Source organism: Desulfobaculum senezii (genome assembly GCF_054657395.1).
The window spans coordinates 1-15,177 of sequence record NZ_BAAHYU010000007.1; the positions used below are offsets into that span (position 1 = coordinate 1).

Consider the following 15,177-nt stretch of genomic DNA (forward strand, 5'->3'; position numbering starts at 1 on the left):
TTGAGCAGAAGCAAGCTGGCGAACCCATTGAATTATCGGGCGAACAGGTCGCTTTCATTGAAAAACAAAATCCCGTTTTTAAAGAACGACACGTCGAGAGTTCTCGCCCTGGGGAGCTGTTGTGCCAAGACACCTTTTACGTGGGACGTCTCAAAGGGGTGGGGCGAGTTTACCTGCATGTCGTCGTCGATTCCTTCTCAAGCTATGCCTTCGGCTTTCTGCATACCAGCAAGCGCCCAGAGGCTGCCGTTTCCGTCCTTCACAACGACGTCATGCCGTTCTACGAGGAAAAGGAAATTGCCGTTTCCGCTGTCCTTACTGACAACGGCAGGGAATTTTGCGGAACCGAGACCCATCCATATGAACTCTATCTGTCCCTCAACGAGATTGAACACCGCCGTACCAAGGTGCGATCACCTCGGACAAATGGCTTTGTCGAGCGGTTTAATGGCACTGTGCTTGATGAGTTCTTTCGAGAAGCCTTCAGAACAACGCTTTATGAGACCGTAGAAGCACTCCAGGCCGACCTGGATACTTGGCTGACCTATTACAATACTGAACGCTCGCACCAAGGGTATAGGAACATGGGACGTCGTCCCATAGAAACCATTAACGAGTACCTCGAATCTGTCAGAGAAGAACGGTAGTAGGACTAATAAACCTTTAGCTCAATACCATACGTTTAGGCCCAGTCTGCGAGCGTTATGGGGACAAGTTCGGGGCCATTGTCCATCCGAGTCTTTTCTGGCAGGGCACGTTATGCGACAATCCGATTCATGATTCGTACGACTTGCGCTGCAGAATGATTTGTATCGGCTTCAATCGTCGTCAATGACATTGAACGTTCGAAACGTTTTGCTGCTAATCAAGGCATCATGCATAAAATCAACAGCCCAACCCTTGTTTGCGTCAGAAGGACGCTTCAAGATGTTTGGAATCTCGTAATGGAAGGCGCTTTCCCTCTTGTGATGATCTACTTTTCCAGAATTTATACTTTTTGTTGGGACCAATATACGGGTGGTTTAAAATGCTTTTTTGCCTTTTATAGGAGCTAAATAATCTGTGTACACTTCAGTTACACCGCGATTCTTTAGAGTTGATAGTTCTTCACAGGAGTTAACTGTATGGGCGTAAAGCCTTCTCGTGTTTTGCGATATAAGTGAGCAAAACTCTGCAGTGCATCTGTATTTAGGAACAGTTAGCGCGTAAAATTTGAAACTTTTAGCATACCTGTTGAGTAGATTGATGTCCTTAGCCCTTTTATATGCATATATTGTAAAAATAATTTTTTTGTATCCTAGTCGTTTTACAGGGCCATATTCAATAGGTGTATAAATTTGGGGAATAATACGTTCCGTTGCTTGTGAATAATGATCTGCAAAATATCGCAATGCGTCTATATTATCGTCTTTCACATCAGTTATGATTTGTATGTCTTTGTTCTTCTCTAAGAAAGAAACCACATCAAAGTATGTCATTGTTTCATACTTGCCACGCACCAAAAGATTTTTGAATTCATCTTCACTGAGTGGGGAGTCAATATCGAATTTAAATAAATGATTAAATGCACGATGCCAATCATGCAGCGCGACAAATTCCCCATCGGATGTTTTTGAAAAGTCAAGCTCAATGAGCTGGTAGTTTGATGCCGATTTTTCGAGCGCTTGAAGACTGTTAGAATAAGTAAGGCCGTCAATGGCTCCGCAAGCATGGGCAACTCTGTGCACTGTTCGAGAGTCAATATTTTTTTTCATTGCATGCGGTTCGTGAACCCCTAGCCGTTCGGAAAGTGAAGACGAGTTGTTGCACACAAATGGCAATGTGATAGCGTTGACTACAAAAAAAAGTGTATAACAAAAAACTACATCCTTCGCTGTTCTCTTTTTGTCGTTTGCCGGTTTAATAGAAAAGAGAGTTAAAAAGGATGCAAAAGAAGTAAGAAGGAAAATAATCGTAATGGTTTCAGTTCTGTTAAAGACATCTTCGAAAAAGAAAATGTATGACCAATAGAAGCTGTCAAAAGAAATTAAAAACTCGTATTGTGCGGCACTAAAAAAAGAAGCAAACAGTGCAATAATGATGATATACGTTTTTTTGATATTAGGACATATAGCAAAAACAGTTGAAAAAAGAATCGTCATTACGAATAAAATCCAAAAGTTCTGGATGTCAATAAGTGTAGTGCCGTTATGATGGGAGACACAAAGAAAAAAAAAGTAAAAACAGAAGATTGTGATATTGGATGTAAACAAATACATTAATTTTTTTTGTGCAGTTCAAATTGAGACATGGTAAAACTCCAGCTCGGTATTAAGGAGTAAATTTCAAAGCAATAACGATCAAGCGTTTATTATGCCCTAGCTTGGGAAAGATGTTCTGCTTATCATGCAACAGTGTGTGATCCTGCCACACTGTAAAGTCCCCTTTCTTAGGGCCAGCTAAAGGTAGAGACTCCTGGCAGTTTTCAGGGGGTTGCCCGGCGGACAGGGGCAGCCCCCAGCCCGCCGGGCAGCAAAATTTATCGGCGACATATTACCCAGAGATTCATGAGGACGTTCCTCGTTGTACTCACGGATAAAGTCTTCTGTAATGGCCCGAACTTCGCTCAGGCTGTTGAACACATACAAATCCAAGACTTCTTCCCTGTAGGTCCGATTGAACCCTCGATGTATGAGTTTTGGCTTGCTAGGCTGAATGAACTCCAGATTCACGCCATGCGATTCGGCCCAGGCCGTCATGACACTCCCCGAGAACTCCGGACCATTGTCCATTCGCAAGGTCTCTGGATAGCCGCCACGCACTTCGGCAACCCGATCCAGCACCCTTACCACCCGTCCTGTTGGCATATTGGTATCAATCTCCACGGCCAAGGCCTCTCGATTATAATCATCAGCATTGAACGTCCTAAAGACGCGACCACAGTAAAGTGTGTCCCGCATGAAATCGATCGACCAGCAATGATTTGGTGCAAGCGGCTGGGCTACAGCCGTCCGAGCGGTTTGCGGAAGCCGCTTCTTGGCCTTACGCTTCAGATTCATCTTCAAGAGGCAGTAAACCCTCCAAACCTTCTTGTGGTTCCAGGGTTTGCCCTGCTGTCGAAGGACGTTGAAAAGCTTGCTGCAGCCCCATGTAGGCTTTTTTTCGGCTAGTGCAGTCAATGCTGCGATGACATCACTGTCGTCTCGCGGATGCAGCTTGTAGGTGTAGTAGCTCCTGCTGATGCCCATGGCCGCGCATGCCTTGCGCACGCTCAACTCAAACGCGTTGACCATGTGCATGACACACTCCTTGCATTGAACTGGCCTTAGAGTTTTTTTCGATCACATCCTTGAGCGCCATGTTTTCTAGGCTGAGATCGGCGAACATTTGCTTGAGCTTGCGGTTCTCCGCTTCGAGATCCTTCACCCGTTGGATGTCGGATGCCTCCATGTCGCCATACTTTGACTTCCACTTGTAGTACGTAGCGCTGCTCACGCCGTACTCGCTGCAGACATCGACAACAGTCCGTCCGGTATGGGACTTCCAGCGACTCCAGAATGCTCCTGATAAGGTCGCACTATAGGCAGGGTATTTCAATTGCCTGTCCACAACTATGTAGCAGGATCAGCGTGCTCGTCCATACTGTCTATATAGTCATAAACAAATTTGACTAGGTCGCTAAAGTTAAGGGAACCTTTTCCTAGGTTGTTGTTTCTGCAATTACTCATTTGTCCTTTGCTTAGGTCTGTCCCTTTGCAGTATATTATAAATGGAACCATTCCATCTTCAGAACCTTCATATTGGATGCCAGAACTGTGATCACCATAAATGATTAGAACAGTTCCGTCTGGCAGGTCTGAGACATATTTCTCTAAGGATTTGTCCACATAGTTAATTGAATTAACATATCTGGGAAACATATCACTCATGTTGTCCACCAGCTTTCGCCTCGAATCTGGGAGGAGTCTCCACGGCCCATGTGAAGTTATAGTGATAATAAAATGTAAGTTTTTTCTTTTTTTGATGATTTTATTTAATGAGAACTGAAATAAATCGCCATCGAGTACATACCCCTTACATTTGGGCACGGCTCCATTTTTTATATCTTCAATGAAAAAAATTTCATCGAAGCCTGACTCAATAAAAGGTAGACGTCGATTATAAAAGTACCCGTAGTTCCCATGGAACACAGCTGAATGAAACCCTTTACTTTTGCAAACTCGCGGCAAAGTTTTAAGTGTTGAAAAAGGGTATCCTTCTACTTTGTATGGTATTCTCCCTCTTGTTGGCACTCGGCAAGTTAACATTTGAAAATCGGCCCCTGCTGATCCGAAGGTATGGCTTTGGAAGGCTTTGTAGAACAATGCCTTTTTGCTTATTTTATTTATAAAAGGAGTGACGTACTCCCCTTGTTGCGTTTTCTTAAAAAGAATGGAGTAATCCAAGCTTTCAACTTGAATTATGACGATGTTTTGGGTTTTAGGCGGGAAGGGATCTATGCCGGTTATTTTTGAACTTTCTTTGACTTCTGTCGACGCCATCACCAAATTGAGTAATCGCTCTGAATCTGCACAGTACACACCGTTAATAGCCCAAGCGGGAAGATAGCCATAAACTTCGCCAAAAATTTTCCAGCTTCCCCAGGAGCCAACAGAGCTAAAAGAAGGCATGAAGAGTAAAGAGATAGCAATGCAAGATCCGCATCCGTACGCAGCCCACCGCGAAAGTAATGGACTTGTTTCTACTACTTTGTTTAAATACAATTTTTTGTACAGATAAATTTTCAATACCAATAGAGTAGTCAAGCTCACAACAATCTTTGCATCAACTAACTGTAAGGCATAATCTAAAACAGCACCACCCTCTGAGGCCTGCGAGAAAACGACCTGTTCAGATAACGGATAACCAAAGTACTGGAAATACGTTATTAGTATTGTAGAATAGAGTAAATGTGAAAACATAAAGAAAAATACTAGACGTTTACGAAAAAAAGCCAACACAAAGAGGATGCAAAAGAAAGATATCCCCCAACGGATTCCATGCTTACCAATCCAAGAAAACCATCTGACGAACCTAGGTTCTAGTGTGTATTCTTGGACGAATGCAACTTCGAGCCACCAAATAATAGTTATGGCCAACATATAAAAAATATATTTTTTATTGCGTTTCTGTGATAACAGTCTCATAGATACTCCAAGGTGGAAAAGGTCTGTGAAGTATAGACCTCTATGCAGGTTGCCAAATTACAAAGTATGTGGAAGGTCCAATCTTATCCCTGCCTTAATACATTATAGGGTGATAATTGAAGGACATAGGGGTGTAAAGTCCAAATTTGAGAGGGGACTTTACATGCAAGTTGGGCGGATTGAATATGTAGAAGTGGTCCGGTTTGTTCGGACCATTTGGCGGCAAAACAGGTGACCTACTAGGTTAGTCCTCAGACAGATTTTGGGGTACAGTCTCACGATGGAGGCCCCATGAAAGCTACAGTGAAAGTCGCCCGCCAGCGTTTGAGCGTGCTTAAGCTTGCAGATAACGCCACAGCCTTTCGATCATGACGTTGTCCATCCAGCGGCCTCTGCCATGGATATATATAGACACAAGCATCGCGGAGTGTCCGGGTGAAATCATAGTGTAACCCTCCCGTATATTAGCCCCAGCAAAAAGTAGAGATTTCTGGCACGCGTATCTGCTCATGGCCTCTTCCAGAGCGGATGCGTAAAATTCGGCATCCATGGTGTTTGACAGGCGCCATGACAGCACGGCCCGACTATACCAATCCATGACGGCCATCAGGCCCATCTTTCGCATCTGCCGGCTCCCCAAGAATGACATTTCCATGAACAACTCATCAATACGGCGCATCAACCTAAGGTTGAATGGCGATTCGCCCACAGGTTGGTAGTAAAACGTCGACCGATTCAAATGCAGCAACTCGCACTGCCGTCGAATACTGAGCGCTGGATGGTCCTTTTCGACCAGCATACGCCTTTGTTCGCAGCTCAGATTTTGGCGAAGGCTTGTTGCGAAAAATCCTTCTCCACCGGCAGCTGGCCGATTTTGGCATGTAATTCTTTAATCTGAGTTTCATAGCTCTGCTGATCATTTTGGACCTTGCCAGAGAATGATGAGACCACTCCTTCTTTGGCTTACCTTTTCCGTTGGGAAATTTGATTGGGGTGAACTCAATACTTGGTGGACAACTCAGAAAGAGTTCCCCGGCCAACGTATCAAGCGCGACCCGAGCCTTGAACTCGGAGCTGAACCTTCTTCTCTTTTTGGACATGAACTGCCTCCTCGCGACAGCTTATGACCACCTTAGCGGCTGGTCCAGTTTTCTGAGTCCACTTCTCAACCTCTAGTCCTCATCCTCAATGCCCAACTGGCGCATCTTGTAGCGCAGGCCGGCACCAGTGATTTGGAAAATGCGCGCGGCTTTGGCTACGTTGCCGCCGGTGAGGCGCAGGACGTTACGGATGCACTGGGTTTCGTACTCCTGCACGCAGGCCTTTAGCGGGATGACGCTACTTTTCTTTACGGTGCTGTAGTCGAAGAAGGCGGGTTCCGGCTCAGGAGCCGGGGCCGGCTGGGGCTGCTGGGCCCCGCCGAGACTGGGGCCGCCTAGGGAGACGCCGGTGCGGTAGGCATCGCGGAAGTGTCGGGGCAGACAGTCGCGTTCAATGGCGGGGCGCTCACCAAGTAGGGCAAGGCTGCCCTCAATGACATGGAGCAGTTCGCGGATATTCCCCGGCCAGTCGTAGTCCTGCAGCATGTGCAGGACGTCGTCGGACAGAACAACGGGTTTGCCAGATGCCGGCAGGCTGGAGCGCCCAATAAAGGTTCGCGCCAAAAGCTGGATGTCGCTTTTGCGCTCGCGCAAGGGCGGTACGGCAATGCCCACGACGGCAAGGCGGTAGAACAGGTCGCGCCGCAGGAGGCCATTTTGAATGGCGGTGAACGGGTCCTCGTTCAGGATGCTGATGACGCGCACGTCCACGGGAATTTCCGAATGCGAGCCAAGGCGGCGGACGCGTTTCTCCTGCAGCACGCGCAGGAGTTTGGCTTGCAGGCCAAGGGGCATGGAGTTGAGTTCGTCAAGGAGCAGGGTGCCACCATCGGCTTCCTCGAACAAGCCGGGCTTGTCCGGGGCGTCGGTGTACGCGCCTTTGGCCGTACCAAAGAGGATGCCCTCCAGCAGATTCTCCGGAATAGCCGCGCAGTTCACCGGCACAAGGGACTTGCTGCGCCGATCGCTTTCCGAGTGGATGGCCTGCGCGAACACTTCCTTACCCGTGCCGCTCTCGCCCCAAATCATCACTGGCGAGGGCGTGGCCGCGGCGGTGCGGGCTTCGTCCAGCACTTCGCGCAGCGCCGGATCATCACCCACCAGACAGTCAAAGGTATAGCAGTCGGTATTCTTCCCGGAGCTGCGCGCCGAACCAGCACACCCCCGCGCTCTGTCGGCGACGGATGTGGTGCCTGTCCACAGCGTGAAAGCAATGACCCCGTCCTTCTTCCCCCGCCGGAAGAGTGGAATAAAGTCCGATACCGTGCTGGCCAAATAGTTGTTGGTGGTCTTGTAGTAATAGGACTTTTTGAGCAGGGGCTTGCCGTCTTCAAGGCATTCCATAGTGGGAATGCGCGAGAGCTCGTAGGGCAGGTAGAGGCTGGTGATGTGTTGCCCTTCGACATGGATGCGGCTGAACCCGTCCACGCGGCGCTGGATGGTGTTCATGTATTCACAGATGCCGTCCGCGTTCACCACGGCCACACCAAAGCCAAGATTCTCCCAAATGGTGCGCATGGCGGAAGTCAGGACGTCCCTGCGGGACACATTGGCAAAGGCGAGTGGGTCAACGTTCATTTTTCACAACCTCATTGCTGCATTTGTGGGTGGGGAGGGCTTTTGCCACCCTTTTGGCCCTAGCACAATGAAAGAATTGTTTGCTAAAAGAAAGAATTTTTTCGAATTAAAAACTTTTTTCACCCAAAAAGTAAAGCCTGCAAAATGTAAAATATCCTGTGAAGACAGTTGGTTAAGTGCACATCGTCACCGCTTGTGCCCTCTGGCACACCCCGTGCAAGTTCCAAATCGAACAAGCAAGAAAGCTCCGCAAGGATCATCACCTCAGGGATAATCTTTACAGCAACAGGAGACGGAAATGACGACGTGTACGTGTGATAAGCCTGCCGAAACCGCTGCCGCGGGATACGGCATCAATTGGGATACGGCCGACAGCCGCGTGAAGGAACTCAAAGACTTTTTGATGACCGCCCCCCAGGTCATGGACCCCGAACGCCTGCAGTTCCTGAACGAGGTGTACGAAGAGTTCCGTGGTGAATCCACCTACTACATTCGCGCCAAGCTGTTCGAGCGCGTGCTGACCAAGAAGAACATCTTCCTGGACGGCAACCCCATCGTGGGTACCCTCACCGGCGTCCGCGCCGGCGTGTACGCCTACCCCGAGTGGAACGTTGCCTGGATTAAGGAAGAAATGCAGATGGCCAAGATGGCCTCCCTTGGCGAGATGAAAATCCCCGCCGAGACGCAGGAACTTCTGGAAAAGACCTACAAGCGCTGGAAGGGCCGTACCTGCATCGACCTGAACAACAAGATGTTCAAGGAAAAGTACGGCATCAATCCCAAGCCGTTTGCCAAGGCCGGCATGTACTACGAGAACGTCAGCGTCGCCAGCGGCTCCGGCATTGCCGATTATCCCATGGTGCTCAACAAGGGCCTGCGCTGGCTCATCGACGACATCCGCTCCCGCTTCGAGAACTGCCCCACCACCTTGGAGAACAAGGAAAAGCACGATCTCTACCGCTCCATGATCGTGGCCCTCGAAGCTTGCATCAAGCACGCTCACCGCTACGCCGACCTCGCCGAGAAGACCGCCGAGGACGAGAGCGACCCCAAGGCCAAGGCTGAGCTGCTGGAAATCGCTGAAATCTGCCGCCGCGTGCCCGAGTACCCGGCGCGCAACTTCCGCGAAGCCATCCAGTCCTTCTGGTTCACGCACCTCGCCATCGAGATTGAGCAGATGGCCTGCGCCACCTCTCCGGGCCGCTATGGCCAGTACATGTACCCCTTCTACAAGAAGGACATCGAGGAAGGCCGCCTCACCAAGGAACAGGTGCTTACGCTCCTGAAGTTCCAGTGGATCAAGCACCTTGAGCTGGCTGAGTACCAGGGTAACTCCTACGCGCTGACCCTGTCCGGCCACACCGGCCAGAGCATCACCATCGGCGGCGTGGACGCCAACGGCAACGACGCCAGCACCGAGCTGGAGGAACTGCTTCTGGATACCCAGATTCAGATGAAGAACATCCAGCCCACGCTGACGCTGCTCTTCCATCCCAAGCTCAAGGACTCCTACATGAAGAAGGTTGTTGAGTGCATCCGTGGTGGTTCCGGCCAGCCGCAGATTCTCAACAACGACGTCGTCGTCCAGCGTAACCTTGCCCGCTTCTCCCAGTACGAAAACGGCATTACCCTTGAGGACGCCCGCAATTGCGGCAACTTCGGCTGCGTGTCCACCGGCGTGTGCGGCAAGGGCAGCTTCATCGCTCAGGAAGACCAGCCCTGCCTCGCCAAGGTTGTGGAACTGATGCTCCACAACGGCAAGTGCCCCGTCACCAAGAAGAAGGTTGGCGTCGAGTCCGGCGATCCCCTGACCTTCGAGACCTTCGACGACGTGTACGAAGCCACCAAGAAGCAGTTGGATCACCTGTTCAACATCTCCCGCAAGCACTCCGATCTCAGCCAGATGGCGCGTGTGCAGGTTGTGCCTAGCATCTTCCGCTCCGCCATGTACGATGGCTGCATTGAGAACGGCGTGTGCGAGGAAGCCGGCGGCTGCACTTACTCTCAGGTGAACCCCATCATGACCGCGGGCATCGACGCTGCCAACGCCCTGCTGGCCATCAAGCATCTGGTGTTCGACACCAAGCAGCTGACCATGCAGCAGCTGCTGGAGGCTCTGGAAGCCAACTTCGTCGGCTACGAGGACATCCAGAAGATGTGCTTCGAGGCGCCCAAGCACGGCAACGATGTGCCCGAGGTGGAAAGCGTGGTCCAGCAGTTCTACCGCGATGTGGACGAAATCCACCATTCGCAGGGCCCGGACTGCTTCGGCCACCGCACCCCGCTGGACGCGTATTCCCTGTCCTACCACAACTACTTTGGCTCCCTCATGGGCGCATTGCCCACGGGCCGCAAGTCCGGCGTGGCACTGACGGACGGCAGTGTCTCCGCTATGCCCGGCACCGACCATGAAGGCATCACCGCCCTCATCAAGTCCGGCGCGGAAGCCATCGACACCGTGCGTTACGGCGCGAACCACTTCAACGTGAAGTTCTCGCCCTCCATCATCGAAGGTCCGCACGGCATGAGGACGCTCGTGTCCCTGATCAAGACCTACTGCGACTACGGTGGATCGCACATCCAGTTCAACTGCGTCAGCTCCGAAACCCTCAAGGACGCGCAGGAGAACCCGCAGGACTACTCCGACCTCGTTGTTCGTGTGGCAGGCTTTAGCGCCTACTTCACACGCCTCGACAAGGGCGTGCAGAACGAGATCATCAAACGTACCGAGTACGCATCCTAGTACCGGAACCGGAAGCGCGGGCGGGGGGAAGACTCTCGCACCGAGGTGGGGATCCCGCCCGCGTTTCCACTGCTTCCTCATATGCGCCCCCGGGGGTGGGATAGAGACCCGGGGGCGCTCCTTTTTCATAACGCATCTGCGGAGACGATGATGAGTCAGGGAATTATTTACAATATTCAGCGAATGTCAGTGCAGGACGGCCCGGGGCTTCGGACCACGGTGTTTTTGAAGGGCTGCCCGCTGCGCTGTAAATGGTGCAGCAATCCTGAGTCGCAGCGCACGTCGCCGCAGATGCTGGTGTTTGAGAACCTGTGCACCCACTGCGGAGCCTGCAAGGACGCTTGCCAGCACGGCGCTGTCATCGAAAAGGACGGCGTGTTTGGCCGCGATATGAACGTCTGCACCCATTGCGGAGCTTGTGTGTCCAGCTGTCCGTCCAAGGCGCGCGTCATGTCCGGCGAGGAGATGAGCGTCGAGCAGGTCATGGACGTCATCCAAAAGGACGCCCTGTACTACGAGAATTCCGGCGGCGGTGTGACCTTTGGCGGCGGCGAGCCAACCTCCGGCGGACAGTTCTTCCTCGACATGGTGCAGGCCGTGCACGACGAGGGCTTCCACGTCACGGTAGATACCTGCGGCTACTGTCCGGAGGAGCGGTTCGACAAAACCATCGAGCTTGCCGACCTGTTCCTGTTTGACTGCAAGCATATGGACACCGTCGAACACAAGCGCCTGACCGGTGTGGACAATGCGCTCATCCTGCGCAACATGCGCGCGGCGCTGGAATCCGGCACGGAAGTGCGCATTCGTATGCCCCTTATGCCGGGCATGAACGACTCGGAAGAGAACATCGCCGCGATGGCGGAATTTTTGGCCGAATACGGCCGCACTGAGGTGGAAATTATGCCTTGCCACCTGTTTGGCAAGAGCAAATACCTCGCCCTGAACATGCCGCTTCCCGAACTGGCGCAGTATACGCCTGAGGAGCTGGCCGTGGTTCAGGAACGTTTTGTACGGCACGGGCTCACGCCCGTCATTGTGTAACCCATCATCATTCGACACAGACGGAGAAGAAACCACATGTTTACCGTTTCCATCCCCGAAGAGATGCTCGAACGCCTCCGCTCCATGCTGGAGGATGAGGACGACGGGACCTGTGTTCGCCTGCGCGAATACAAGGTCGGTGGCGGCTGACACGCCAAAGTTGTGCTCGGTCTGGGCATGGACGAACCCGACGAAGACGAAGACGTGCAGATTGAGGTGAGCGGCGTGCCGTTCACCGCAGAAGAGGATTTTCTCGACAAGTACGGCTCCGCATATTCCCTGAAGTTTAACGAGAACAAGGAAGTGGAGCTGACTGCGCTGGAAGCGTAGCCTTTTCCGCGTGCCTTGTCGGTTTGCTCTGTGCGCCCCTTGTTGTCTTGGCAAGGGGCGCTTTTTCTGGAGCGCCTCCCACCTCTTCGTTTTCCTCCCCGGGTTTGTGGCGGACATCTGTGTTGTACGTGATACGCCCCGCAGGCGGCACCAAAAGCGTCGACCTGCAACACCCTAAACAAGAGGAGGACCTACTATGTTTACCGTAAACATTCCCGAAGAGATGATTGAGCGCCTGCGCTCCATGCTGGAGGACGAAGACGAAGGCACCTGCGTGCGTCTGCGCGAGTACAAGTGCGGCGGCGGATGCAGCTCCAAGATCAAACTCGGCCTTGGTTTGGACGAACCGGAAGAGGACGAGGATAAAGCGGTCACCGTGGGCGACCTGCCCTTTATTGCCCACGAAGATTTCCTCCTCAAGTACGGCAAGACGTACTCCGTGGCGTTTGACGACAATAAGGAAGTCGTGGTCACGGCCGAGGAGTTTTAGGCACCACGCTTTCCAAGGGGAAGCATGACGCCACCCTCCATCACAAAGGCCCCCGCATGCGCGTGCGGGGGCCTTTTGCCAAAGAATATTCGATTGGGGAGTTAGATATATTAACCTTTGCAACTTCGCAAACTGGAATATATGTCGCAAACGTTGCCCGGACTTGCTTAAATTTGATGTCTGCAAAAAGTGCTTGCAGTAAGCGATTTGCCATACTGGTAAAACGCATCAACATAATCTTTGTTTTTTTGTGCGAGGAAGAAAATGGAAAAAGAAAGACTAGGGAAATAAGATGAAAGGATCCGGGCAATGCTTTTGGGGAATGGATAAAATTGAGAACCAGCAAAATCTACAACGCGCAAGGAGCCATTACTTGCAACTTCGATCATGCTCTTAGTATCGCCTTTTGAAAATGTTCTTATATGTGCTGAATAGGACTTTGCTTGCGTAGGATGTCGGCCGGCCATCAGCAGGAGTCTGTTATGAAATGAAGCAACGTTTGGGACGCCAATCAAAAGATGTCCATTCTTTTTGAGCACCCGACTCGCTTCGTGTAGTACAAAGAAAATGTCTTTAATATGTTCAAGGACTTGATTAATAATAACAATATCAAAATAGCCATCCTCAAATGGAAGAGAAGCGAATTCCAAGTCAACTTGGTATGTATTTATTCCTTTCGATTTGAGTATTTCGCATTGTTTTGTATCAAATTCGATACCGTGAAGTTGAACCTCAGGAGAATGTTTTCTGATAAGATCAAGGTCACGTCCAGCGCCAGCACCGATGTCCAATGCCCGACTTAACGGAGGTAATTCACCGATCATTTTTTGAATGACGTGAGCCCCATACTGTTCCTCGGCGGAAACCAATTTTAGGAGGGGGCTTTGTAGTCCGACTGCCCCCGAGATTCTTTTCTTTCTCATTTTTATCTCCTCGTCTTTTCGACAACTTACTAAGTTGTCTGGAGACTGGGGGTCAAGTGCTTAATCCTTGATAGATTCGCCTTTTCCGATTGGATTTGACAGAAGAAGGCTGAGAGGTGGGCATCTCTAGGAAGACAGTTAACGCAAGCGCCCTCGTAGAAGATATAACATTTCGTTAATTCGGTGAGCCTGGGGTCCCTTTCTCTACGTAAATTGGCAGAGGGCGGGTGTTCCGTGTACAGTCATACAAGGGATCTAACACGTCGAGGAGAACGAGTATGGGCGGACTACCATTTGCGCCGCGCGGCATCTGCTTTGCCGTCGCTTTAGCGCTTCTTTCCAGCCTCGTGGTGGCGTGCTCGGACTCGCCCATCGTGGTGGGCTTTTCCGGACCGCAGAAGGGGAAGTATTCCGATTTGGGCGTGCAGGGGCGCAACGGCGTCACGCTGGCCATTGAGGAAATTAACGCCGCAGGAGGGGTGGACGGTCGCGAGCTGAAGCTTATCACCCGCGACGATGCCAGCACCGATGAAGGGGCCATTCGGGCAGATAGGGAATTGCTGGACGCTGGGGTGGACGTCATCATCGGGCACATGACCAGCGCCCAATCCCTTGCCGCGCTGGAAGCGCACGGCGATGATGTCGTGTATATCTCCCCCACCACCTCTACGGACCGCATTCAAGGAATCAAAGACAACTTCTTCCGGGTGGTTCCAACACTGACGGACTTGTCCAAGAATCTTGCAAGCTACGCAGTGAAGCACCAGGGCAAACGCCGGGTCGCCTTTATCTGGGACACCTCCAACGCACCCTTTACCGAGCCGTATAAAGACACCTTTGCCGAGTATTTTCAGGGGCTGGGCGGCGAAGTCGTTGGCGCGGTGCCTGTGGACTCCAAGCGGCAAGTTGACTGGCAGGACGTGGTGGCAATTCTGGAGGACATGCGTCCCGATGTGGTCGTGGCCGTGACCGCCGCGCGCGATCTTGCGGTGTTTGCCCAGTATTGCCGGCTGTACAAGGCGCCATGGACCATCATGAGCAGCATGTGGGGCTTTACCCAGGAGCTGATCCAGACCGGGGGGAAGAGCGTAGAAGGTATCTTCTTTGCCGTGCATTTTTCAGAGGACAACCCTCACTCAGACTACGAAGCGTTCAAAGAGCGCTACCAAAAGCGCTTTGGATGGGAGCCGAACTTTGCCGCGGCCTTTGGCTATGAGGCTGTGCAGGTGCTTGCTGAAGCCGTCCGCCGTAATGGCGGCAGTACGCGCGGGCTGGAAGAAATTATCCCCGGGATGACCTTTTCCTCTGGCATTATGGGGCCGTTTGCCATTGATGAATATGGCGATGTCCAACGGACCGGTACCATCGTTGTGGTCCGGGATGGTCAGTTTGTGACAGTAGATGGAGGCGCGCAATGAGTCGGGCTTCGTTGACGGCAGTCTTTCGCAAAAAGCTTATTCAGTGGATACTTATCCCTGGGCTTTTGCTCACTGCGTTGGCGGTGACGCTTGTCGCGGTGAATCAACTGCGCATTGTGGAGCGCGAAACGCGCCAGCTGGCACGCTCTCTGTCCAAGAATGTCGGTTTTTATATGGATGGCGCTGAAGATGTGCTGCAAACCGTTACCCTGCTCACACCGCGCGATAAGGAAACAGGTCTTGAGGACGCCTTTGAGGGACTGGGGCGTTATTTTGACCGCTTTGAACGTCTTATTTTTGGTTCACCTCCCAATTCCGGGGGAAACATAAAAAATTGAGGACAACGGAAACCCTCAGTAATCTCGACAGTTGCACAACAGACGAGA

Annotated in this window: 13 protein-coding genes and 1 pseudogene; 7 read left to right on the forward strand and 7 right to left on the reverse strand. The window is 51.5% G+C overall.

Annotated features, from left to right (window positions below; genetic code table 11):
* Window positions 1-647, forward strand: a 647-nt coding sequence (locus ACYQ2T_RS17745) for an integrase core domain-containing protein (RefSeq protein ID WP_459902176.1), incomplete at its 5' end; no start/stop codon positions are given.
* 38 nt (window positions 648-685) lie between these two features.
* Here the strand turns inward: ACYQ2T_RS17745 and ACYQ2T_RS17750 are convergent.
* The 6 genes and pseudogenes from ACYQ2T_RS17750 to ACYQ2T_RS17775 all read right to left on the reverse strand — a co-directional run.
* Window positions 686-957, reverse strand: a pseudogene (locus ACYQ2T_RS17750) (IS3 family transposase); the annotation flags it as partial.
* 65 nt (window positions 958-1,022) lie between these two features.
* On the reverse strand, window positions 1,023-2,141 hold the full coding sequence (locus ACYQ2T_RS17755) for a PI-PLC domain-containing protein (RefSeq protein ID WP_459902177.1): 1,119 nt from the start codon (window positions 2,139-2,141) through the stop codon (window positions 1,023-1,025).
* A gap of 297 nt (window positions 2,142-2,438) precedes the next feature.
* Window positions 2,439-3,576 (reverse strand): IS3 family transposase gene (locus ACYQ2T_RS17760; protein WP_459902178.1). Its coding sequence is split into 2 segments (ribosomal slippage): window positions 2,439-3,318 and window positions 3,317-3,576, totalling 1,140 coding nucleotides; the frame shifts between segments, so codons are not numbered across the junction.
* A gap of 14 nt (window positions 3,577-3,590) precedes the next feature.
* Window positions 3,591-5,165 carry an LTA synthase family protein gene (locus ACYQ2T_RS17765; RefSeq protein WP_459902179.1) on the reverse strand — a complete coding sequence of 525 codons (1,575 nt, stop codon included), beginning with the start codon at window positions 5,163-5,165 and terminating at the stop codon, window positions 3,591-3,593.
* 334 nt (window positions 5,166-5,499) lie between these two features.
* Entirely contained in the window at window positions 5,500-5,964 is a 465-nt protein-coding gene (locus ACYQ2T_RS17770) for a transposase family protein (RefSeq protein WP_459902236.1), read from the reverse strand.
* Between the two features lie 373 nt (window positions 5,965-6,337).
* The gene (locus ACYQ2T_RS17775; RefSeq protein WP_459902180.1) at window positions 6,338-7,843 is read right to left on the reverse strand and encodes a sigma-54 interaction domain-containing protein; all 1,506 of its coding nucleotides are present in this window, start codon (window positions 7,841-7,843) and stop codon (window positions 6,338-6,340) included.
* A 298-nt stretch (window positions 7,844-8,141) separates the two neighbouring features.
* On the opposite strand from ACYQ2T_RS17775, the gene ACYQ2T_RS17780 reads away from it, so the two are divergent.
* The 4 genes from ACYQ2T_RS17780 to ACYQ2T_RS17795 all read left to right on the forward strand — a co-directional run bounded on the left by ACYQ2T_RS17780 (window position 8,142) and on the right by ACYQ2T_RS17795 (window position 12,450).
* Window positions 8,142-10,586, forward strand: a complete 2,445-nt coding sequence (locus tag ACYQ2T_RS17780; protein ID WP_459902181.1) for a glycyl radical protein — start codon at window positions 8,142-8,144, stop codon at window positions 10,584-10,586.
* A 150-nt stretch (window positions 10,587-10,736) separates the two neighbouring features.
* Window positions 10,737-11,630, forward strand: a complete 894-nt coding sequence (locus tag ACYQ2T_RS17785; RefSeq protein ID WP_459902182.1) for a glycyl-radical enzyme activating protein — start codon at window positions 10,737-10,739, stop codon at window positions 11,628-11,630.
* Between the two features lie 162 nt (window positions 11,631-11,792).
* Window positions 11,793-11,960, forward strand: coding sequence for a hypothetical protein (locus tag ACYQ2T_RS17790; protein ID WP_459902183.1), 168 nt, complete (start codon window positions 11,793-11,795; stop codon window positions 11,958-11,960).
* A 196-nt stretch (window positions 11,961-12,156) separates the two neighbouring features.
* A complete protein-coding gene (locus ACYQ2T_RS17795; protein ID WP_459902184.1) occupies window positions 12,157-12,450 on the forward strand; it encodes an ErpA-related iron-sulfur cluster insertion protein in 294 nt (97 codons plus the stop codon).
* Window positions 12,451-12,617: 167 nt separating this feature from the next.
* On the opposite strand, the gene ACYQ2T_RS17800 is transcribed toward ACYQ2T_RS17795, so the two are convergent.
* The gene (locus ACYQ2T_RS17800; protein ID WP_459902185.1) at window positions 12,618-13,373 is read right to left on the reverse strand and encodes a class I SAM-dependent methyltransferase; all 756 of its coding nucleotides are present in this window, start codon (window positions 13,371-13,373) and stop codon (window positions 12,618-12,620) included.
* Between the two features lie 278 nt (window positions 13,374-13,651).
* Between ACYQ2T_RS17800 and ACYQ2T_RS17805 the strand changes: the two genes are divergently transcribed.
* Both ACYQ2T_RS17805 and ACYQ2T_RS17810 read left to right on the forward strand, forming a co-directional pair.
* Window positions 13,652-14,791 (forward strand): ABC transporter substrate-binding protein, encoded by a 1,140-nt coding sequence (locus ACYQ2T_RS17805; protein ID WP_459902186.1) that lies wholly within the window; start codon window positions 13,652-13,654, stop codon window positions 14,789-14,791.
* A complete protein-coding gene (locus tag ACYQ2T_RS17810) occupies window positions 14,788-15,129 on the forward strand; it encodes a hypothetical protein (RefSeq protein ID WP_459902187.1) in 342 nt (113 codons plus the stop codon). The genes ACYQ2T_RS17805 and ACYQ2T_RS17810 overlap by 4 nt, the downstream gene beginning before the upstream one ends.
* Window positions 15,130-15,177: the final 48 nt, after the last annotated feature.